The 21,499-nt window shown below is 46.5% G+C and carries 15 protein-coding genes; 7 read left to right on the top strand and 8 right to left on the bottom strand.

The genetic code is table 11. The annotated features are described in order from the left end of the window. Positions 1 to 148 precede the first annotated feature (148 nt). Positions 149 to 1,090, bottom strand: a complete 942-nt coding sequence (locus ACEW9O_RS08215) for a GNAT family N-acetyltransferase (RefSeq protein WP_373549664.1) — start codon at positions 1,088 to 1,090, stop codon at positions 149 to 151. Beyond that, positions 1,087 to 1,725 (bottom strand): O-methyltransferase, encoded by a 639-nt coding sequence (locus ACEW9O_RS08210; RefSeq protein WP_373549663.1) that lies wholly within the window; start codon positions 1,723 to 1,725, stop codon positions 1,087 to 1,089. The genes ACEW9O_RS08215 and ACEW9O_RS08210 overlap by 4 nt, the downstream gene beginning before the upstream one ends. A 162-nt stretch (positions 1,726 to 1,887) precedes the next feature. Here ACEW9O_RS08210 and ACEW9O_RS08205 point away from each other — a divergent pair, with 162 nt between their 5' ends. Then, entirely contained in the window at positions 1,888 to 3,624 is a 1,737-nt protein-coding gene (locus ACEW9O_RS08205) for a M14 family metallopeptidase (protein ID WP_373549662.1), read from the top strand. Positions 3,625 to 3,765: 141 nt separating this feature from the next. Here ACEW9O_RS08205 and ACEW9O_RS08200 read toward each other — a convergent pair whose 3' ends face one another. Then, the gene (locus tag ACEW9O_RS08200) at positions 3,766 to 5,319 is read right to left on the bottom strand and encodes an AAA family ATPase (RefSeq protein ID WP_373549661.1); all 1,554 of its coding nucleotides are present in this window, start codon (positions 5,317 to 5,319) and stop codon (positions 3,766 to 3,768) included. Positions 5,320 to 5,426: 107 nt separating this feature from the next. On the opposite strand from ACEW9O_RS08200, the gene ACEW9O_RS08195 reads away from it, so the two are divergent. Next, entirely contained in the window at positions 5,427 to 6,164 is a 738-nt protein-coding gene (locus ACEW9O_RS08195; RefSeq protein ID WP_373549660.1) for a phytanoyl-CoA dioxygenase family protein, read from the top strand. 49 nt (positions 6,165 to 6,213) lie between these two features. On the opposite strand, the gene ACEW9O_RS08190 is transcribed toward ACEW9O_RS08195, so the two are convergent. From ACEW9O_RS08190 to ACEW9O_RS08180, 3 genes are all read right to left on the bottom strand, one after another. After that, positions 6,214 to 8,508: an ATP-dependent helicase gene (locus tag ACEW9O_RS08190; RefSeq protein WP_373549659.1), complete on the bottom strand. Its 2,295-nt coding sequence runs from the start codon at positions 8,506 to 8,508 to the stop codon at positions 6,214 to 6,216. A 108-nt stretch (positions 8,509 to 8,616) separates the two neighbouring features. Next, positions 8,617 to 8,976 carry a carboxymuconolactone decarboxylase family protein gene (locus tag ACEW9O_RS08185; RefSeq protein WP_373549658.1) on the bottom strand — a complete coding sequence of 120 codons (360 nt, stop codon included), beginning with the start codon at positions 8,974 to 8,976 and terminating at the stop codon, positions 8,617 to 8,619. A 307-nt stretch (positions 8,977 to 9,283) separates the two neighbouring features. Beyond that, the gene (locus ACEW9O_RS08180; RefSeq protein WP_373549657.1) at positions 9,284 to 10,438 is read right to left on the bottom strand and encodes a hypothetical protein; all 1,155 of its coding nucleotides are present in this window, start codon (positions 10,436 to 10,438) and stop codon (positions 9,284 to 9,286) included. Between the two features lie 355 nt (positions 10,439 to 10,793). Between ACEW9O_RS08180 and ACEW9O_RS08175 the strand changes: the two genes are divergently transcribed. From ACEW9O_RS08175 to ACEW9O_RS08165, 3 genes are all read left to right on the top strand, one after another. Continuing rightward, positions 10,794 to 11,258, top strand: coding sequence for an SRPBCC family protein (locus tag ACEW9O_RS08175; protein WP_373549656.1), 465 nt, complete (start codon positions 10,794 to 10,796; stop codon positions 11,256 to 11,258). Between the two features lie 81 nt (positions 11,259 to 11,339). Next, positions 11,340 to 12,110: an ABC transporter ATP-binding protein gene (locus tag ACEW9O_RS08170; RefSeq protein ID WP_373549655.1), complete on the top strand. Its 771-nt coding sequence runs from the start codon at positions 11,340 to 11,342 to the stop codon at positions 12,108 to 12,110. A 5-nt stretch (positions 12,111 to 12,115) separates the two neighbouring features. Then, the gene (locus ACEW9O_RS08165) at positions 12,116 to 13,810 is read left to right on the top strand and encodes a hypothetical protein (RefSeq protein ID WP_373549654.1); all 1,695 of its coding nucleotides are present in this window, start codon (positions 12,116 to 12,118) and stop codon (positions 13,808 to 13,810) included. 259 nt (positions 13,811 to 14,069) lie between these two features. Here the strand turns inward: ACEW9O_RS08165 and ACEW9O_RS08160 are convergent, their stop codons facing one another. After that, on the bottom strand, positions 14,070 to 16,679 hold the full coding sequence (locus tag ACEW9O_RS08160; RefSeq protein WP_373549653.1) for a lamin tail domain-containing protein: 2,610 nt from the start codon (positions 16,677 to 16,679) through the stop codon (positions 14,070 to 14,072). A gap of 105 nt (positions 16,680 to 16,784) precedes the next feature. Between ACEW9O_RS08160 and ACEW9O_RS08155 the strand changes: the two genes are divergently transcribed. Beyond that, positions 16,785 to 17,798 (top strand): aspartate-semialdehyde dehydrogenase, encoded by a 1,014-nt coding sequence (locus tag ACEW9O_RS08155; protein ID WP_373549652.1) that lies wholly within the window; start codon positions 16,785 to 16,787, stop codon positions 17,796 to 17,798. A 171-nt stretch (positions 17,799 to 17,969) separates the two neighbouring features. Beyond that, positions 17,970 to 19,634, top strand: coding sequence for a hypothetical protein (locus ACEW9O_RS08150; protein WP_373549651.1), 1,665 nt, complete (start codon positions 17,970 to 17,972; stop codon positions 19,632 to 19,634). A gap of 955 nt (positions 19,635 to 20,589) precedes the next feature. Here ACEW9O_RS08150 and ACEW9O_RS08145 read toward each other — a convergent pair. Beyond that, a complete protein-coding gene (locus ACEW9O_RS08145) occupies positions 20,590 to 21,492 on the bottom strand; it encodes a histone deacetylase (protein ID WP_373549650.1) in 903 nt (300 codons plus the stop codon). Positions 21,493 to 21,499 lie beyond the last annotated feature (7 nt).

Here is a 21,499-nt window from a genome sequence, read left to right as displayed (position 1 = left end):
TAGGTAGTAGTTCAGACTGCTGCTAGTAGAAGGAGGAAAAATGTGAAGTAAAACCTAGATTGTTCTTATTCTGATCCTAATTGAGGATTCAAATATACAACTCCAGATGTCACAGTTCCTCCTTTTTAGGGCTTTTTTTTTGCCAAGTTTAAACAAATAGCCCTTTTAGGTTACGAACTTTTTCCAAAAAGTTGAAGGTTTTGGAAAAGTTCTTTGAAACGGAAAAATAGGGGGTCTGAATAGCTCCAAATTGCCGCCGGATGGCTTCCACATTTTTTATCATGCTTCCTTCAAAGTCCAAGGTTTTGAGACCCAGTTCATTGTGAAGAAACTGAATGGCTTCCCAGATGAGCAAGATGCCTGCACCATGCTGGCGAAATTGGGGATTGTCTCCCGCCAAATGGTAATAAGCAACCTGATCATCCCATATCACATAAGACGCACCATGTAGCTGACCTAGTTGGTCTACTGCAAAAAAAAGTTTGCGTTGTTTGTGTTCATTCAAGGCAGCATCGTGGTGAAGAAATTGTTCTAATGTGTACGGAATCGGTATGTTTTGCCGATCAAAACTCATTTTATTGACAACATAAAACCGTTCTGGGTCGTCCCAGTGTTCTATTGTTATTTGTTCGCTCGCTTTTTTAATGTTGCGCCGGATGTTACGATTGATCTCATCCAGTACTTTTTGCAAATCGCTGACATTGAGTAAATAGGTATAACGGGTAGTTTGTTGAAAGTTTTGCCAATACAAAGGCAGCCAATTGGTAATGCTGTAATGAAAATCTTGCTTTATACTGGCTACTCGGGGGATTTGGGCTAAAAGTTTTGCTAGAATCTGGTGTTGTTCCGTTGTACTGGGGTTACCTGGCAAATAAGGACCCATAAATTTAACAAAGTTTGGCATCGTCACATACTTGAAGCCCATTTTTTGCTTCATAAAATACGTCCAGATGCCTTTGACCTTGCCTCCCTCTTCTACCGTTGCAACACCCCACTCGCCTTCCTGGCATACTGCATCGAGGTACCAATCCTGGAAAAAGATGGGTAGGCCGGGTTCAGACTGGCAGAATTGCTGGTATTGCGCTTTCATACTTTTACCCTAATGATCATGACTCCATCGCGTAGCGGCAGCAATAAATTTTCTACCCGTGAATCCGCCTGAATTTTTTCATTGAATTGATGGATCAACGTGGTGTCCTTGTCTTTTTTTTCCAGTGCTACTTTCCCATCCCACAAGACATTGTCCACCAAAATGACCCCACCAAGGTTCATTTTTTCGATGACCAAATCGTAATGCAGGCTGTAATCTTGTTTGCCGCCATCAATCATCGCCAAATCAAAACGGCAATCCAAATCGGGAATCACTGCTTCGGCCCGGCCGGTGTGCAATTGAATCCGTTCACTCAGCCCGGCTTTGGCAACATACTTTTGAAAAATGTAGGCCAATTCCCGATTGGGCTCAATAGTGTGCAGTATGCCATCCGCAGGCAAACCTTCGGCGATACAGATCGATCCATATCCAGTAAATGTGCCAATTTCAAGAGCGAATTTAGGTTTGACCCACAAGCTGATGAAGCGCAACAACTGACCTTGCAAAGGCCCGGTCATCATTTGTGGCGCCAGGGTTTTGAGATGGGTTTCGCGGTCCAGCTCGTGCAGTACTTCGGAGGGAGCGGTACTGTGCCGGATGCAATATTGATAGATGTTGCGAAGCGAACGTTGCATGTTTGAAAAAGATGAAAGATGAAAGATGAGAGATGAAAGATGAGATGGGAAAACTTGAGTTACCCGCTCTCATCTTTCATCTCTCCTCTTTCATTTCTAAAAAACCAAAGTTCTAAAAGTTTTTTGTACTTTTCTTCACCACCAAATAGAACTTGATTCGTTATGAAAAAATCAATCGGGTTGGGCCTGATGCTGAGCCTTTTATTCCCGCTTGGCTTATGGAGCCAATACACCACGCGTTTTGAGAGCAGCAATGGCACCCAAACCCCTACTTATGAGGAAGGTATGGCTTGGTACCAGCGCATCGCTGCCGATTTTAAAGAAATTGACATCCAAAGCAAAGGTCTGACCGACAGCGGGCAGCCCCTACATTTGGTACTGTATTCCAAAAATCGCAAGTTCGACATCGCCAAACTCAAAGCCCAAGGCAAGGCGATTTTTTTCATCAACAACGCCATCCACCCCGGCGAACCCGATGGAGTGGATGCCTCGATGATGCTCCTGCGCGATTTGGCGCTGCACCCCGAACGTTACCCCATGCTGGATAGTGTGGTGGTGGCGATTATTCCCTTTTACAATATTGGTGGGGCACTCAACCGCAGCGCGACCAGTCGGGTGAGCCAGAATGGGCCCGAAGAACAGGGCTTTAGGGGCAATGCCCGAAATTTCGACCTCAATCGTGATTTCATCAAAGCAGATACCCGCAACGCTCATAGTTTTGCGGCCATTTTCCAGGAACTCGACCCTGATCTCTTCATCGACACCCACGTGAGCAATGGGGCCGACTACCAGTATACCATGACCTTTTGTTATGCGCAGGAGGAAAAATTAGGGGGTACACTGGGGCCTTTTCACAAGGGGACTTTTTTGCCTTTTTTGTACGAGCACATGAAAAGCTCCGGTTTTGAAGCCACACCCTACATCAATGCTTTTGGGCAAACGCCCGACAAGGGTTTTAGTCAGTTTGCTGATTGGCCCCGTTATTCCACTGGCTATGCCGCCTTGTTTCACACCATCGGCATGATGACCGAAACCCATATGCTCAAACCCTATGCTCAGCGAGTGAAATCAACCTACGCACTGCTGGATGGGGTACTGAAGTTTTTGGGGAAACACCGAGCACAGTTACTGGCACTGCGCAAGGCAACCAAAGAAGCCGTAAAAACCCAAAGTGAATTCCCCTTGACCTGGAAACTCAACCGGGAGAAGTTTTCGGAAATTGAATTCAAAGGCTACGAACCCGAATACCCAATCAGCACAGTGAGTGGCCAAAAACGACTATACTACAATCGCAATAAGCCCCTAAATAAAATTGTCCCCTTTTACGATCATTACGATGTAGACTTAAAAACCAGCAAGCCTAGTGCCTATATCATTCCGCAAGGTTGGCACAACGTCATTGAACGGCTCAAGGTGAGTGGGGTACAGATGCGGCAACTAACCCAGGATAGCACCATCGAAGTAGACGTCTACATCATCGATGCGTACAAAAGTGCAGCAAGCCCCTACGAAGGGCATCACCAAAACACCAGTGTGGACTTACATACTGAACGCCACAAAGTGGCCTTGCGCAAGGGAGACTATTTCATCCCCCTCAACCAATGGCGCAATCGTTTCATTGTGGAAGTGCTGGAGCCACAAGGGGTGGATTCGTATTTCCGCTGGAACTTTTTTGACACGATTTTGCAGGAAAAAGGAGGCTATTCTGCCTACGTTTTTGAAGACCTGGCCGCTGAGTTGCTGCAAAAAGATCCGGCCTTAAAGCAGAAGCTGGAGGAAAAAAAGTCGAGTGACAAGGCTTTTGCGGAAAATGCTTCGGCGCAGTTGGATTTTGTTTACAAAAACTCGAAGTATTGGGAGAAGGAGTACATGCGGTACCCGGTGTATCGAGTGAAATGATTTCGGATTTCGGTTGGTGCATTGCTTTGACAATTAACGGCAATCAAAAATTTAGTTTCAAGTGTAAAAAACTAAAATTGGATTGACCTGATACTTTTGAAGCAATGCACCAACCGAAATCCGACATCCCACATCCGAAATCTATTCTGCCATTTGCGCCAGCACCATCCCCGGATTCAATGCCGCAGCCGGATTGTGCGCTGCTGTGAATGCTGGTGCTGCCGCCAGACGCTCCCGATTGGCGCGCAGTTGCTCGATCGCTTGATTAAAATAAGCGAAAGGGGTACGAACACTTTGCTCTCTGGCCACATCAAAGCCGTGCAAATTTCGGGCATCCGCCACGATACGTTTCAAATCCGCGCCCGAGCAATCGTAAGTCAATTCTGCCAAGTGGTTCAATTCAGTTGCTTTGAGTTGCAGTACACTATCAGTGATCAAGGCTTTCAACATCGCCTCCCGGGCAAGCGCATTCGGCAACTTCATCTCCAACCACAACTCTACCCGACCACTACGGATCAAAGCAGGTGGCAAACTTCCGATGTTCATCGCAGTAAACATCACCGTAACCTGGGCGTTGGATCGGGATTCCAAACCATCCAGCATAGTGAGCAAGTAGCGGTACAAACCAAACTCATCCTGGTTTTCAAACAAGACATCACAGTCGTCGATGAACAGGATACTGGGCGCGTTGTGCTTAGCCGCCTCAAAGATTTGGTGCACTTTATTGTAAAACTGATCGGTACCGCTGATCACGGTGCCATCCAACAAAAAGAATTTACTGTGCAGGCGGTGCGCCAACGCACGACCAATCGAGGTTTTGCCCGTTCCGGGAGGGCCATAGAGCAATACGCCCCGTTTGGCACGAATCCCTAATTCTTTGGCCAGATCGTCGCGCTCCATTGGCACAATGATGTCAATTTCGAGTTGGCGAACAACCTCTTCTATGCCATAAAGGTCGGAAAAATCCATGGGGTCAACCTCGCTAGTGTCTACATTGCTGTGTAGCGCGTAAGTTTCCAGGAATTGGATCAGCGTAGCTGTATCAAAATGGGCGTCCTCCGGCATCAACTGGCAAGCGTAAGCCATTTGAGTCGCGTTCAAGTGCGGGGCAAAAACAAAAACGCGCTCAAAGTCGACCTCTTTTAAGCGCCCCTTACTCAGCGCATTGAATAAAAACGCCTGGTCCTCGGCATTGAATTCCAGCAAATTGATTTTTTGAATGGGATTCTGGAGTGGCTCGGGGTAATACCCCTGGTCGCTGCTCAAGACCAAACGTTTGCCACTTTGTTCCAGCCAGCGCAGAATACCGTCCAACACTGCAATGAGTACCCCTGGACGAGCTTTACCGTAGCAGCTTTCCAACATGTTGTGAACCTGATGAAAATCGTCGACGATTACCAGGTTATGGGCTTTCAGGGCTTTGTGCAAGGTGGCAGCAATACCTTCTTCCAGCGCCAGTGGGTGAAAGGATTGGATTTCGTCAAAAAAATCGGCGAGGCGTAAAAAGTGGCCACCTGTTTCCTGAGCCAGGCGTTGGAGCATAAAAGTACGACCGTGGCCGCGGGTTACCCCCAGGCCACAAAGTGGGTGTTGTTGAAGTTGTTGAAGTAAATTCTGGTAGACCTCGTTTTGTGAAGGGCTTAACGGGAGTAGTTTTACGGTGTTGTTCAAAATTAAGGGGTGCAGCGTTTGCATTGGTTTAAGTTTTGTTTGGGGTGGTAACCGTGGGGGTTGGGAAAAGATTCCCGGCAAGTGCTTTTATTTTTTACACTTATTGATAAAATTGCAACAAAATATAAGCAATGCTTAGAAATTTAACGCACCGTGAAAAACTTGCTGAAGACGGCTTCACCACCATCGAAAACGTCTACTCACCAGGAGAAGTGGAAAAAATTTTAGGAATCATCAATCAAGCCGACACCTCAAAAGAAACTTTTCGAAAATCGGCGGACGTTTTTGCCATCAGGCAGTTCTTGAAGGAAATCCCAGGAGTCGTCGAGTTTATTTTCACAGACAAGCTAAAATCACTCATCTATCAACTCCTAGGCGACGGCTTTTTTGTAGTCAAAAGTATCTATTTTGACAAACCAGAAACTTCGAATTGGTATGTTCCTTATCATCAAGATTTGACCATTTCGGTTGATAAGAAACTTGAACTGGAAGGGTTTGGGCCATGGACAAGCAAACAAAATCAATTTGCGGTTCAACCACCGATCCACATTTTAGAAAACATCACTACCGTTAGAATCCATCTGGATGACACCGATGAGCACAATGGGGCACTAAGAGTGGTTCCTAAATCCCACCTGAAAAAAATATACCGCCCTGAAACCCTCGATTGGACTGTGGAAACTGAGTACACTTGTCCCGTAAAAGAAGGAGGAATCATGCTGATGAAGCCGCTGATTTTGCACAGTTCCAGCAGAACGACGAATCATAAAAAACGGCGGGTCATCCACATTGAATTTTCCAACCAAGCACTACCTACAGAACTAAACTGGGCAGAACAACTGTTCCAAACCGGTTCAATCAACCTTTAACCCATTCACAATGAAGACTAGGAAAGAAACAAATTGTCCCTTTCCTCCCCTACTCCACAATCTGCAACTTCGCAAACTTCAACATAATCCGCTTCTCCTTTTCATCATCCGCAGCTTCAAAGAAGATGGTTGCGATTCGGTTATCCTTGCCTCCGTCGATGTTCAGCACTTTGCCTTCGCCAAATTTGAGGTGGAGCACCTTGCTCCCCACTTTGATTTGTTCACTAGGGCTGGGTTTGAACAGGGCCGGGTCAATCTTGGGTGCAGCATTCGCACTCGATGGACGCGGCTTGAAGGCGCCACTCACGCCCGAAGTGCCCCCTGATTTGCTAGGTGTCGGCTCGTAATCCGCTGAAAATCCACTGCGTAACGCCGAAGTACTCTCTAGGTGATCCCGGGGAATTTCTTCGATGAAGCGGCTCATCTCGTTGTACTGCATTTGGCCGAATTTGTAACGGCTCATCGCAAAAGTGAGGGTCAGGAATTGCTCGGCGCGGGTAATTGCCACATAGAATAGGCGGCGTTCCTCATCCAGCCCATCCGGCGTGTCCATCGACATGAAGGAAGGAAAGAGCTTTTCTTCCAAACCCACTACAAATACCGATTTGAACTCCAAACCCTTGGCGGAGTGCACTGACATGAGGGTAACGTAATCCCCCGTTTGTTTGGACTCATCGTCCATATCGGTCAGCAGGGCAATATTTTGCAGGTAGGAACCCAGGGATTTGTTTTGTTGTTCAGCAGCAGTTTCAAATTCATCGTCTTCCACAAAGGATTTGATCCCGTCGAGCAAGGCGTTGAGGTTTTCCAGACGCCCCAGACCTTCTACCGTTTTATCCTGGTTGTATTCTTCAATCAGTTTGGATTGTTTCGCGATGTACATGGCCGCTTCGTAAGCATTGAGTGTTTCTGCCTTTTGCCCACTTTCCTGTACAATTTTGATGAACTCCTGGATCGACTTTTGGGTGCGCGTAGCCGCATCTACATGCAGGAGCACCTCCCACATGGTTAGGTTTTGCTGGCCGCCCATTTCGCTTATTTTGTCTACCGTACTATCGCCGATGCCCCGCTTGGGGAAGTTGATCACCCGGCGCAAGGCTTCTTCATCGCGGGGGTTGATGGCCAGGCGCAGGTAAGCAATCAGGTCTTTGACTTCCTTGCGCTGGTAAAAGGACAGGCCTCCAAATACCCGGTACGGGATGTTGTAGCGGCGCAGGTATTCTTCCATCACTCGGCTTTGGGCGTTGGTGCGGTACAGCACGGCGATGTCCGAGTTGCTGAGGTGAAAACGGTTGCGCTGCTCCACAATCGTATCCCCTACCCGTTTGCCCTCTTCGGCATCGCTCATGGTTTTGATGACCTTGATCTTTTGCCCGGTGCCCTTACTCGACCAGATTTTTTTCTGGATCTGACGTTTGTTGAAGCGGATCACCTCGTTGGCAGCCTGCACGATGTGCTCGGTAGAGCGGTAGTTTTCTTCCAGTTTAAAGACCTTGATCCCGTAAGGGTTGAAGTCCTTTTCAAAATCGAGAATGTTCTGAATAGTTGCCCCCCGGAAGGCGTAGATACTCTGCGCATCGTCGCCCACCACACAGATATTGCGCGGGCTCCCCTCAAAGTGCACCAACTTGCGGATGATCCCGTATTGCAGGGTGTTGGTATCCTGAAACTCGTCGACCATCAGGTACTTGAAGCGCTTGCGGTATTTGTCCAGCACCTCCGGGTTCTTTTGCCACAACTCGTAAAGGCGGTACAAAAGGTCGTCGAAGTCCATTGCCCCGGCCCGTTTGCAGCGCTCGCCGTATTTGAGGTAGATTTCGCTGATGTAAGGCATTTTAGCCTGCCGATCCTGCATTTTTAACTCCTCATTTTCGGCATATAGGCGAGGGGTGATCAAACTACTTTTGGCTGAAGAGATGCGGCTGCGGATGGTATTGACGTTGTATACCGTTTTATCCAGGTTCATCTCCTTGATGATGGCCCCTAGCACACTTTTGGTATCTTCGCTATCGTAAATGGTAAAATTAGGAGAGTAACCAATTTTATCGGCTTCCACCCGCAGGATGCGGGCAAAAATGGAGTGAAAAGTTCCCGACCATACGTTGCGTGCCTTATCCCCCACTACCTTTCCAATCCGTTCCTGCATTTCCTTGGCCGCCTTATTGGTAAAGGTCAATGACAAAATCTCCCAGGGTGCCACCCCTTTTTCAATGAGGTGAGCAATGCGAAAAGTCAACACACGGGTTTTGCCCGAGCCAGGGCCGGCTACGACCAGTACCGGGCCATCGGTGTTTTCTACGGCTTGACGTTGAACGGGGTTGAGTTGATCGAGATAAGCAGACATAATGAAAGGTTGAGTGAAGTTGAGAAGTTGAGGAGGTTGAGAAAGTTGAGGCTGCCGCAGCGACTTGAACAAGGTCGCGTCTAAGCATCTGCAGCAGCCTCAACCCTCTCAACCTCCCTCAACCTCCTCAACTCTTTCCAATGCGCTCCAATACTCCACCGCCCTACGGGTATGTGGGATACAAATGGAACCTCCAACCAAGTTGGCAATGGCGAAAACTTCAAACACCTCTTCGCGCGAAACGCCTAATTCAAAACACTTGCCCAGGTGGTAGCGAATACAATCATCGCAGCGCAGCACCATCGAAGCGATGAGGCCCAGCAGTTCTTTGGTTTTTTTATCCAAAGCGCCATCCTGGTAGGCATTGCTATCGAGGTTGAAGAAGCGCTTGAGCACAAGATTATCTTGAGCCAAAATCTCTTCGTTCATTTTGGCACGGTAGTCATTGAATTCGGTTACGATCGACATGGTTGTGGAATTGGTAGGGGGCAAAAATAAACAAAAACTTGGTGAGCTTAAGAAAGTGACACCTCGACTTCGCTTGGTGACCGAAAAAAAAACGGGAGGTTAAAAACCTCCCGCTGAAAATCCTCGTTAAGAAACCCTTCACAAAAAAAATTCTTGCTGTTGTTTAGTTTTTAGGGGCCACAAAAAAATGAACACTCATTTTTGCCCACTACTCATTTTGTTATTCCTGTCCGAAACGCTGATTAGCATCCCAAAACTGAGCGCTAACCGGCGTCTTCGAGCAGAAACTATGATTTGTTACGCGAAACTAGTTAAAAACCAAAAAACTACTGGAATAAGACCCTCCACGCTCCGATTGACTCGGAATGGAGTTATGTTTGACTTTATTGTCTTCAGTTGGAACAGCAGGTTTAGTTGTTGTAGGTGCGATCCGCAATTCTTGTACATGACTGATCACATTGGCACCACAGGTATCGTTGATCGTCCAGGTTCTCAGGATACGATGCTGTTCGGCATCGATCTTGTCCTCAAAAGTAACCTGCATGCCATTAAAGGTTCCGGCCAGTACCATTTGATCGTCAATGGTTTTAGCATTGCCATCAGCATCAAGTACTGGGTAACCAGTGTATTCCGGTTGAACGCTTTTGGTCACTTGAGTATTGCGAGGAAAACGGATATCGCCCAAATTGGGTTTTTCTACGGCGATGTATTGGCTGGCTATCACCTGGCGTGCTTCGTTGACCCATTCGCGGGTAATCAGATAGGCCAGATCAGAAAGGAATGAAAACTCTTTTATTATAATAGACTTATCTACTGTTGAAGTGATTTGCAAGTGCAATTCCTCACCAGCGCGCATAAACACCGATACCTTACCATTCTCAGCTGCAATTGGTCGGGCATTGACAAAAACAGCAAGTGCGGTGGGGTTAGAAAGGGAGCCCCCTAAATCGTTCCAGTTGAAAGAGACGTACCCGCTGCTGGGCATCTTTACTGTGAAGCGCGGAGCCCGGCGGTCAGCCACAACAACCGGATAATTATTGGTCCCTTCAACCAATAATTGACCGGGAGCTCCGGTGACATCTACCCCACCGGCACTCTTTATACTTGAGTCCATCCAACGAGATGGATCAAAATAACCTACAAAATCATTGGCATTACAACCGAGGTCGTAGCGTTTATCCTGTACCAGTAGTGCCGTAGTTTCCGAGATCGCTTTCAGAGCAAGAGGCGACGGAATGGCACGCAAATCCAGTTCTCCCGTACAAACTACTGAAACATAATCAGTGCTTGCTTGATGAGAAAATTGGCTGATGACCTGTTGTGGACTAGATGATTTTTTTTCTACCACAGCAGAAAGGCTTGCTTGCAAGTCTTGTTGGCTGTAGAGAAGATTACTTTGCAGGGCAAATACGAACGCACTACAAAACAACCAAGTGATCCTGATTATAGTACCTTTGCACATGAGGACAAAACTTTAAGGGTAGACACGATGGATTAGACGAACATCGGGCAAGATGGTCACCTGTGGCTACACTACATTTTGACCTTTGGGCATTATAAAGTCAGGAAAGTATGGATAGAACGCAATGGAGATAGAAGTCGAATTTTTGAAATCGGTTGTCATGGGAAAATGTTTTGGGATCAAAATCTAGTCCTCAACTGGACTTTTGCATTTGTTGTTGAACAAAGATAGGGGTTAAACCCGTAGCCTAGTGCATTTTTGTCACAGAAATTTCACATTTTTTTTCGGCTAATGGATTTAAGCTTCATTATCTTATGAACAAACAAATAAATAACGAGTTTACTTGTAAAAAATTATGCAAATCAAACGTAAGGAATGGCAACAATTCATTCCACAACCAGTAGAATCCATCTGGGATTTTTTTTCAAGACCTGAAAATCTCAAAAAATTGACCCCAGCCAAAGTGGGCATCACCATGTTGACCGACATGAGTGGGGTAAAAATGTATCCGGGTATGCTCATCCCCTATTACATCAGCCCTTTGTTAGGGATCCAAATGAAATGGACAACGGAAATCACGCACATTGACCCCATGCATTATTTTGTCGACGTCCAACAGGAAGGCCCTTATGCTTTTTGGCATCACCAGCATCACTTCAGTACCCAAGACGGAGGTACTTTGATGCACGACATCCTGCATTATAAAGTACCTTACGGCCCCATTGGCACCATAGCTGACTTGCTAATGGTCAACAATATGGTAGATGAAATTTTTGAACACCGTCGCAAAGCCATTGAGTCTTATTTTGGCAAGGTTTAGTCTATCTATTTCCCTTATTCAACAAAATACTTCTGCTATCTCTTTGCTTTTTTTTAGCTTTGATCCTATAAAAATAGGAAAATGGAACCCATCATTCAAATTGACAACCTCAGCAAATTTTATGGCAAAAGACAGGTCCTCCACGACATTAGTTTGCACATCCAGGCTGGCCAGATCATTGGTTATATCGGCCCCAACGGTGCGGGTAAATCGACTACGGTGCGCATCCTGGCGGGCTTGGACGACAACTTTAAAGGCAATGTAAAAATCAAGGGGATTGATGTAAAAGAGAATCCCTTGGCCGTCAAAAGGATCATTGGCTACATCCCCGAATTGGCCGACTTGTACGATGTACTCACCCCCATGGAGTTTTTGCTGCTGGTGGGTCGATTGCACGACATGGAAGATGCCCAAATCGAAGAACGCGCTAGTCGCATGCTCGATTTCCTGGGGCTAAAGGATCAATTGCACGAGCGCATGGACACCTTTTCCAAGGGCATGCGCCAAAAAGTGCTGTTGGTATCAGGTTTGTTGCACAATCCGGAGATCATTTTTATGGATGAACCACTGAGTGGGCTAGATACCAACGCGGTAATTTTGGTCAAAGAAATCATTATCCGTCTGGTAGAACAAGGCAAAACGGTCATCTACTGCTCGCACAACATGGATACCGTCGAGAAAATCTCCGACCGCATCATCCTGATTGCTGAAGGTAAAGTGGTCGCAGACGGTAACTTCCAGGAGCTCAAACGCAACGAGGGCGACACCCTGGAAAAACTCTTTTCCCAATTGACTGGCCAAACCAACTTCGATGAATTGGCCGAAGGTTTTACCCAAACCTTTAACCCCTAAGCCCCATGAATAAAATACTGCTACGCATCCTGCGCCTCTTTGATGGCTTTTGGCGGCGCATCGACGTCAATCCCGATCACCTACATACCATTTTGGAGGTCAAATTAAAAATGGATGGGCGACGCAAAACGGCCTTCAACTACCAGCGCTCCGCTCAAAAGAAAGAAGTCAAAGGCCAGGACATTCTGGTCATGGTGATGATGGCCTTTATGGGTATGGGGGGTACTTTTATACTTGTCTTCTTCGAGCACAGTTCCAGTGGCTTGTTCATGTATTTAAGCCTTTGGATGGCCATCCTGGCACTCACTTTGATCAGCGACTTTACGGATGTGCTCATTGATGTGCGCGACAATTATATTCTGTTGCCCCGCCCAGTTGGGGGGAAAACCCTGGCGGTATCCCGCATTTTGCACGTCCTTTTTTATCTGACCAAACTCGTAATTCCTTTTAGCATTCCGGGACTGATTGGCGTAGGGATCAAGTTTGGTCCTTTAACTGTACTCTTATTGGCCTTTCTGATTTTGATGAGTGTGTTGATGACCATTTTTTTTGTCAACTTGCTTTATCTGATCATGCTCAATTTATTGTCACCACGCAGGTTCAAAGAAATCATCAATTACTTTCAGATCATATTTTACGCGGTCGTTTTCCTAGGATATCAGATTTTGCCTCGTTTGATAGATTTTAAAGTGATGGAGGGCAACAATCTTTTTACCAAAATTTACCTCTGGCCCTTGCCTTCGATGTGGCTGGCCAGCATTTGGGATTTGTTTTTTTATCAGCCTGCGCAGCCCGTGATTTATGTGATGGCTACCATTGGTTTGGTAACTCCCTTTTTGGCTATATATTTAGTGGGGACTGTATTGAGCCGCAATTTTGCCCAAAAGATGTTTTCGATCGGCGAAGGAGGCAATGGCACCGAAAGTTCCCCCCAGCGCAAAGCCGAACAACATCAACGAGCTCAATCTAGTTGGGCTACCCGCTCGGCGCAATGGTTTTGTAGCAACAAACAAGAACGTGCCATGTATGAGCTTACCTGGAAAATGACCAGTCGCAGTCGGGATTTTAAACTCAAGTTTTATCCCAACCTGATTATGTTACCCGTTTATTTTTTGCTCATTTTTGTTTTCCCGGCTACCCGTGGCTCCGACGATGCGCTACAGGAGATGCAACAGGGCAATATGTACCTGTTTGGGTTTTATTTCTCGATGATTATCCTGATTTCCGGGCTGAGCATGTTGCAGTTTTCCGAGAAGTATAAAGCCAGTTGGTTTTACCGTACCGTACCGATGGCGCAGCCAGGTTTGGTACTTACGGGCTCTTTCAAGGCGATTATTGTCAAGTTTTACCTACCCGTTTACGGCTTGATTACCCTGGGTTCCGGACTCTTTTTTGGCTGGCATATTTTGGATGATGCGCTACTGGCCTTTTTTGGCATCCTGGCCATGGTTACGGGTGTGGCGATCCTGACGCACTATGTATTGCCTTTCACCAAATCCTGGGATGAGGCAAGCCGGGGTGGGAATATTGGGTTCACCCTCCTGACCCTGTTTCTGGCTGGGCTGTTTGGCATTTTCCATTATGCCATTTCGAGTTTCAATTGGTTGGTATGGGGGCTCATCCCGGTTTGCGCCTTATTGGCGATGCTCGCGATGCGACAGTATGGGAAGACGGGGTGGCGATACATTATTTGGGAATAAAAGGAATTGGAAAGTATCAAAAATAAAAAAGGGGCAAGGCACCGTTCTGCCTTGCCCCATCCCATCGCTAAAACACGTTTCATTTGGTTTTTTGGGGAGGTAGAAAATCAAAAGTCTCGGGTAACAAACTTCATATGTGCTTGTCTAACGTAGCTTTTGAACGGAAAATGATGTGGAAATTTTAATTTTGGAAAAACTCAGGGGAAACCCTAAGCAGGGAGCAAGGGTATACCCTAAGGAACAGAAACGCAATAAAGATTTACAGCCTCCCCGCCAGCACACAACTCAACTTCTGCAACACCTTCCCCCCATCCGGCTCAAACAACTCAATCCAGATCACGTACACCCCTACCCTACCCTTGAGCAGTTCATCGGTCGTTCCATCCCATTTGAGGATCCCTTCGGCAGCCAGGGATTCATTGCGCGCCAGGCGTTTGACTTGTCGGCCATTGATGTCAAATACAATGATGTTTGCCAGATAACCTGGCTTATCGGTTTGATATGGGAGCAAGAGTACATCCTGAAAGCCATCACCATCCGGCGAAAACTTGGCTTCGTCCAAACGAAAAACAGTTTCTTCCCCACTAGCTGGATTGGGGCGAAAAACCTGAGAATTGGTGTAACCCGGGGTAGCCCCACCAGCGGAAATGGCAGATGAATGCCAGTTGCCCGCAGCATTGGTGGGCAAATCAAAGTTTAATCTTTCCAGAGAGATGCCCTCTTCATCTTCCAACAAGGGGCTGTGTAATTTATTGCTGTAGTTGAAAGAATCCAGCGTAATGTTGTTGAACCGCAGGGTAATGTTTCCGGCATCGTCATCCAAAGTAGGTAAGGTATTGCTGAAAATGGCGGAAGAATCCTTGACAACGTAGCGTTGTTGAACATTGTTTTTTGAAACCGCCACCGCCACGTAGCGCCCTGGGGCGAGTAAGTAATCAGCAGTGATGGTACTTTGAATGCCCCCCGAAGTTTTTTGCCGATTGATCAACACCATACCTCTGAGGCTGATCAACTTTTGGGACTTGTTGTACAATTCGACAAAATCGGAACCGCCTGTCAGCGGATTAAAAAGGATTTCATTCACAATCAAATCACCCGTTGCGGGTGCCTGCGGCAAACCCGTCAAAAGCTGTTGTGCGCTGCTCTGTGCATTGCCCAAACAATCACGAATCCCCGGTGCCAGGGTCAAGGTGTAGGCTTTGGCATTTTGTAGGGGGGTATTCAAAATCAAACGCAGGGTCGTTTTGTTGCTTTGCAATACGGCATCTAAAGGGCTGATGCCATCCGTAAAGGCGTAATATTTCAGGTCTTCGGCAGTCTCAGGATCTAAAGGCTCATCAAAAGTCAACAACAACTCTTGAGCGCTGAGTGAAACCGCAGTAATTAGTCGAGGGCCATTGCGGTCGGTTATTTGGTTGTTGATGGAGTTGGCTCTACCCGGAGTCCCACCCGTAGGGTCTACGCTGGCACGCCAGTTGCCTGGGCAATCGCTGGCCGCATTGGCGCTGATGAGCTCCAGGGCCCAGCCACCTTGGGCTTTGTCTTCATCGCGGTACCAATCGTCGTCATAGTTAACCAAGTTCAGGACAAGTCCAGCGGTAGTACGCACACTCACATCATCACCCGCATTGGTCAGGGCAGGAAAACCCGTCACCCCTTGCACCGGGCCAAAAGGCTGAAACCCTGTTGCATTTTCGGGGGCACAAAGGATCAAAAAAGTGTTGGGTAAAAATAAACCCGTGCCTACCCGTACCGGGGTGCCGCCATTGGAGATTTGTAATTCATCCAAGGCAATGACTTTAGTGCTATTGTTCCACAATTCCAGGTATTCCACGGCAGGCAATCTCCCCAGGGCTGGCGTGGGGTCGGCCATAATTTCACTGATTAGAATGTCTCCTTCAGCGGCTTTACCAATTTCCAGATAAGTGAATTTGGCCGATTGAAATCCAGCAACATTGCCAAAAGCATCACGGATGCCCGTAACGGTGCAAGTATATTCCGTCAGGTTTTGCATTTTTCCGCTGAGGCTCAAAATGATGTTGTTCGGGTTGCCCGCATCGCGCTGGGCGCTGCTGATGCTTCCAGCGGTGGGGTTGAGGTCGTAGTGGTTGAGCTCAGTAGCCGTATTGGCATCCACAACTTCGTTGAAACGCAGCGTGATGCGTTGGTCATTTTGGGCTTCAACCCCGAACAATACGGGCGGCGTACGGTCGCTAAACAAGGGATCAATCAAAATATCGTCTAGTGAAAAGGACTTGTTGCGGGTAGCCGTGTATCGACAAATCCAGCCAAAATGAGTACCCGTGGGGTAAGTTTGATCTTGGGCATTGCCTTCGGCTTCAAAGTTTCGGCCTCCGGTATAATCCGCCTCCAGGGTCCACAGACCCGCAGGGCTTCTTTTGACCCGCACCCGCACATTGACGGTGGCCGTACCAGCTCCGCCAGTTCGCCCATTCACCAGTACCACGATATTGTTGCCATCTTGTCGGCACAATTGTAGCGCATCTAAATCCCCATTGATCCCGCCAACCTGGATAAAATACCCATTGAGCGCTTGGCTCAAATTGCTTTGACTGGCAGACAAATAAATCCTGGGAAAATTAGTGGTTGAAGGTGAAAAGGCCAGGTTGGTTAAAAACTCCCAGGTTGTAGCTGCTTCGGATGTAGTAGCTGCTGGCAGAGACAAATAGGTTTGATTGGATGCTGCAGGATTGTTGTCATTCAACTGCAACGCGCCGTTTACCACCGCAAACTTGCTGGAATCCCCACTCCAGCCCTGAAAATTGCCGTTGGAGAAGTCTATACTCAGCTGTGCGTGCAAAAAACTGGCAAAACAGCACAGAATAGGAAAAAATATTGTGGCTTTCATGTGTTCAAAGGTAGCAATAAAGATACAATGCACTTATATTTGCCCCACTATTTAGCCGCCCTAGCCTGCACAATTTTTTTCCTCAATTTTTAAACATTTGTGAACATGAGAGTAGCAGTAGTCGGTGTAACCGGTATGGTTGGTGGTGTGATGATCAAAGTGTTGGAAGAGCATAAATTTCCAATCACGGAATTCATCCCGGTTGCTTCAGAACGTTCGGTAGGCAAAGAAGTCGTCTACAACGGGGGCAAATACACCATTATTGGTATGGAGGAAGCGGTGGCTATTCGTCCCGACATCGCCATTTTTTCAGCAGGGGGAAATACTTCCCTGGAGTGGGCACCCAAGTTCGCCGAAGTTGGTACAACCGTTATCGACAACTCTTCAGCTTGGCGGATGGATCCTTCCAAAAAATTGATTGTCCCCGAGATCAATGCCAATACCTTGACCCTGGAAGATAAAATCATTGCCAATCCCAACTGTTCTACCATTCAAATGGTCTTGACTTTGGCACCGCTGCACAAAAAATACGGCATCAAGCGGATTGTGGTTTCTACCTATCAATCTATTACTGGTACGGGTATGAAAGCGGTGAAGCAATACCAAATGGAGCGCAAGGGCTTCCAGGCCGATGAAATGGCTTATGCTTACCAGATTTTTGAAAACTGTATCCCCCATTGTGATTCATTCCTGGACAACGATTACACCAAGGAAGAAATGAAATTGGTGAACGAAACCCGGAAAATTTTGGGCGACCAAAGCATCGCCATTACGTCCACAACTGTGCGGGTGCCGGTATTGGGTGGCCACAGTGAGTCGGTCAACCTGGAGTTCAATCAAGCTTTTGAAGTAGCCGACATCAGAAAGATCCTCAGCGAAACACCGGGGATAATCGTACAAGACAATCCAGCCAAAAACGAGTACCCCATGCCCATGTTGGCCAAAGACCGCGATGAGGTATTTGTAGGCCGCATTCGCCGCGATGATTCCATTGCAAATGGGTTGAACCTTTGGATTGTAGCCGATAACCTGCGTAAAGGTGCAGCTACCAACGCCGTACAAATTGCTGAGTACCTGGCTGCCCACAATTTGGTTGGGCAATCAATAGTTACAGCGTAATATAACCGTAGAGACGCGATTAATCGCGTCTCTACTAGTTAATACTAAAAAAAATGCTATTTTTGATTTAATAAACGGAATTCATTATCCGTTTTTTACGAACAATGTATGTCATGAAAATTCTGATGTGTTTCAGAATTCATTGATAATCAGCAAATTTGTCACCAGTTTATGAAGACCAAGCTCGTACTTTGGGGTACTAACGCACAGAATGAACGATTGTTAATTGCCCTTGAATTGATGCCGGAAGAAAATAAAGTGAAAGCTTTTACCTTTCCGGAGCAAATTGCTACCGAAGAGTTCAGCCAACTGATGCTCAAGGAATGGAGAGATGGCAATGCAGTAGAATTTCCGGACGGCTTTTCTGTAGAGGAAAGAGAACTCACGCTCAGCGGCAGCATTTTGCCCGATGGGGTTAAAGCTGAACGTGAAGACATTGTCCAACGCGCTCAAACCGAGTGGCACTTCATCGTGCTGTCTTCTCGCCTTTACCATACCTATCACTCCGAATTGGGCGAATACAAAGATCGCATCGAAAAAGCGCTGCGCTTCGAATCCAGCCTCTGGGATGAATTAAAAGGCTTCTGGGACAAAGTACAGGTACAAGTTCGTGACCGCAACCTCTTCCGTGAACACGCCGACGCCCTGCGCGACCGCACCAACGAATTGTTCACTTCCCTCAAAGAATTGCGCGGTAAACTGGACGAAGAATTTGAACGCCTTTCTAAAGATAATTTCGAACGTTTCAACCAAATGTTGACCGACGTTGAAAAAAAGGTCAGCGACGGTTTGCGTTTACAGCCTCTTTTTGATGACCTCAAAGAGATGCAGCGCAAATTCCGCGAAGCCAAATTGACCAAGGATCACCGCACCAAAATTTGGGATCGTCTGGACAATGCTTTCAAAGTCATCAAAGAGAAACGTTTCGGTACCAGCAGCTCACCCGCTGGAGCAACTGGTGCACCTGGGGCTGGTGATGATCGCTCCCCAGGCGAACGCCTGAGTCGCCGTTACGAAGGTTTGATGTCCGCCATAGACAAAATGGAGAAATCCATCAAAAGGGATGAAGACGATTTGGATTTCCAAAAACGCAAAGTTGCCTCAACCGATGGCCAATTAGAGGCTCAAATTCGTCAGGCCAAAATCCTGATGATTGAAGAGCGCATCCGTTCCAAACGGGAAAAATTGGGCGAAATGACCCAAACCCGCGAAGAACTCGATCGCCGGGTAGAATCGCAAAAAGAACGCGACGCCAAAAAAGCCGAGCAAGATAAAATACATGAAGCCAAACGTGCTGCCGAAGAGAAAATCAAATCGGAAATCAAAGCAGCAGCCGACGCCCGCAAAGAAGACGATGACAAATTGTCCAAAGCTGCCGAGCAACTCAAGGTAGAAAAAGGGGCTCCGACCCCCAAAGCAGAAGAGGTACCAGCAAGTCCTAAAGAAGAATCACTATTCGATGCAGTAATCACTACGGTAGGAGATTCAATGACCGACATGGTCGATACCATCAAAGCGGTAGGTGAAGTAGTGGGGGATAAAATTGGGGATTTGGTTGAAGACCTCAAAGAGGCTTGGGAACAATCCGCTGTAGCCGAGGAAGAAACTACGACCGAACCAAGCGCGGAAGTTGAAGAAACCGTTGCTGAAGTAGTTGAAGAAACCACAACAGAAATCGCTGAGGAAGTTGAAGAAATCAAAACCGAGGCCGCTGCGGCAGTTGAAGAAACTGTTGCTGAAGTTGAAGAAGCCGTTTCTCCTGACGAAACTCCAGTTCCTGAAGAGGATGAGACTACGGATACCGAAGAATCCGACAAAAAAGACTCAAACGAATAACGATTTTTTTTACCCTGTACTGACAAAAAAAACGACCGCGTTGCTTGGAAAAGGCAGCGCGGTCGTTTTTTTTTATTTTTTTTGCTTTTTTTTGACCGTTTACCGCCCAAAAACCTCCTTTTGCCAAAAGAAAAAATTCTTTTTTCTTATCCAAAAAAATTATTATTTTCACAATACAACCTTTAAAACTCAACAAAATTAGGGACATCTTAATTTTAATTTGAAATATTTTTTTCACAATGCCAAAAAAATGTCCTTGTGGAGTGTAAATAAGCGTCGCATATTTGTATCGTGATCAGGGGATAATGAAAATGAAGCGAGCGGATCACCAAGCTGATAAAAGGATCAGCACTCAAAGTTGAATATGTTCATGGGATTATAATTTGTCAGTGGTCGGTCGTCCCGAAAGCGATTTCGGGACGATAGACTTCTTTTAAAAAACAATCCTTATGCTCAAAAATAAAAAAGGGCACTTCTCAAACGAAATGCCCTCAAGTAGTAACTAGGTCATGCTCATGGAATTATTGCAAAAAGATATTTTCGTGAGATTACAATTTGTTGTTGGGGTTAAGAATTAGCATTGTATTTCGAGGCCAAGTTACAAGGAATATTCTGCCTGTGCAAGAAAGGAAGAATATTTCTATCAACGGACTCAAGAGATTTTTTTTTGGATATGTTCATGGGATTATATGTAAGGGTCGCGCTTAAAGTGCGACTTTTTTTTTGCCCCTACCTCATCCTCTTCTGCACTTTTCTATTCTTTCAGACTGCACACCTGCAAATTAGTCACATATTATTTGGCAAAGAATAGACTTTATGAACTTAGTAGTGGGGCAAAAATAAATGTTCATTTTTTTTGAGCCAAAGGATTAGATAAGACACTTTAAATGAATCGTTTACTTATCTAATCCTTTGGCAAAATGAACATTTATTTTTTTATCGCCCCTTAGAGTGCCTAAAAAAATATTTCTTGCGCCATGCGGTAGGTGTTGGCGTGTGCTTCCACAATAATCGCCAAACTTTCGGAGTAGCCTCCGCCCATACTAATGGCGATGGGTAGCCTATTTTGTTTGCACATTTCCAGTACATAGCGGTCTCTTTCCCGACAGCCTTCTGGCGTAAGCCCCAAGCGCCCTAGCTTATCGCTAGCCAATACATCTACGCCAGACAGGTAAAACACCAATTCGGGTTGGACTTTTTCCAATAAAATTGGCAATGTTTTTTTCAGAATCGACAAATAAGCCCGATCCTGTGTCCCATCGGGTAAGCCAATGTCCAAATTAGATACCTCCTTGCGCAAGGGAAAGTTTTTGGCCCCATGCATGCTGAAGGTGAATACTCTTGGTTCATTTCTAAAAATATGGGCCGTGCCATTGCCCTGGTGGACATCCAAATCCACCACCAAAATTTTATGCACTATATTATGGTGTAGCAAATAATTGGCAGCCACCGCTATGTCATTGGTACAGCAAAATCCTTCTCCTCTAAAAGCATAAGCGTGATGGGTGCCGCCGGCTACATTTAGGGCCACGCCATATTGTTGGGCATAAAGGGCACATTGCAGCGTCCCGCTGGCGATTACCCGGCTTCTTTGTACCAATTGCGGGGTAAGCGGGAACCCAATCGCCCGGATTTCACGTTCAGTCAATTGTTGGTCGCGGAGGCGGAACCAATAGTCCCGAGTATGGGTGAGCAGAATAGTTTCCTCATCCAAAGGTGCCGGGCTAAAGAAGTTTTTTTCACTTACGGTACCCTCATACAAGAGCTGCTCGGGGATCAATTCGTATTTGATCATCGGGAATCGGTGCCCCTTCGGCAGTTTATACTTGTAAATTGGATCGTAAGCGATTTTAAGCATAAAAGTT

This window comes from Haliscomenobacter sp. (assembly GCF_041740695.1).
GTDB lineage: Bacteria > Bacteroidota > Bacteroidia > Chitinophagales > Saprospiraceae > Haliscomenobacter.
Note: the sequence above shows the minus strand (reverse complement) of the source record. Positions and strands in the feature narration are given on the sequence as shown.

Bases quoted from the DNA above. Each gene is read 5' to 3' on its own strand.
- ACEW9O_RS08215 (WP_373549664.1), bottom strand. From the start codon at position 1,090: ATGAAAGCGCAATACCAGCAATTCTGCCAGTCTGAACCCGGCCTACCC.
- ACEW9O_RS08210 (WP_373549663.1), bottom strand. From the start codon at position 1,725: ATGCAACGTTCGCTTCGCAACATCTATCAATATTGCATCCGGCACAGT.
- ACEW9O_RS08205 (WP_373549662.1), top strand. From the start codon at position 1,888: ATGAAAAAATCAATCGGGTTGGGCCTGATGCTGAGCCTTTTATTCCCG.
- ACEW9O_RS08200 (WP_373549661.1), bottom strand. From the start codon at position 5,319: ATGCAAACGCTGCACCCCTTAATTTTGAACAACACCGTAAAACTACTC.
- ACEW9O_RS08195 (WP_373549660.1), top strand. From the start codon at position 5,427: ATGCTTAGAAATTTAACGCACCGTGAAAAACTTGCTGAAGACGGCTTC.
- ACEW9O_RS08190 (WP_373549659.1), bottom strand. From the start codon at position 8,508: ATGTCTGCTTATCTCGATCAACTCAACCCCGTTCAACGTCAAGCCGTA.
- ACEW9O_RS08185 (WP_373549658.1), bottom strand. From the start codon at position 8,976: ATGTCGATCGTAACCGAATTCAATGACTACCGTGCCAAAATGAACGAA.
- ACEW9O_RS08180 (WP_373549657.1), bottom strand. From the start codon at position 10,438: ATGTGCAAAGGTACTATAATCAGGATCACTTGGTTGTTTTGTAGTGCG.
- ACEW9O_RS08175 (WP_373549656.1), top strand. From the start codon at position 10,794: ATGCAAATCAAACGTAAGGAATGGCAACAATTCATTCCACAACCAGTA.
- ACEW9O_RS08170 (WP_373549655.1), top strand. From the start codon at position 11,340: ATGGAACCCATCATTCAAATTGACAACCTCAGCAAATTTTATGGCAAA.
- ACEW9O_RS08165 (WP_373549654.1), top strand. From the start codon at position 12,116: ATGAATAAAATACTGCTACGCATCCTGCGCCTCTTTGATGGCTTTTGG.
- ACEW9O_RS08160 (WP_373549653.1), bottom strand. From the start codon at position 16,679: ATGAAAGCCACAATATTTTTTCCTATTCTGTGCTGTTTTGCCAGTTTT.
- ACEW9O_RS08155 (WP_373549652.1), top strand. From the start codon at position 16,785: ATGAGAGTAGCAGTAGTCGGTGTAACCGGTATGGTTGGTGGTGTGATG.
- ACEW9O_RS08150 (WP_373549651.1), top strand. From the start codon at position 17,970: ATGAAGACCAAGCTCGTACTTTGGGGTACTAACGCACAGAATGAACGA.
- ACEW9O_RS08145 (WP_373549650.1), bottom strand. From the start codon at position 21,492: ATGCTTAAAATCGCTTACGATCCAATTTACAAGTATAAACTGCCGAAG.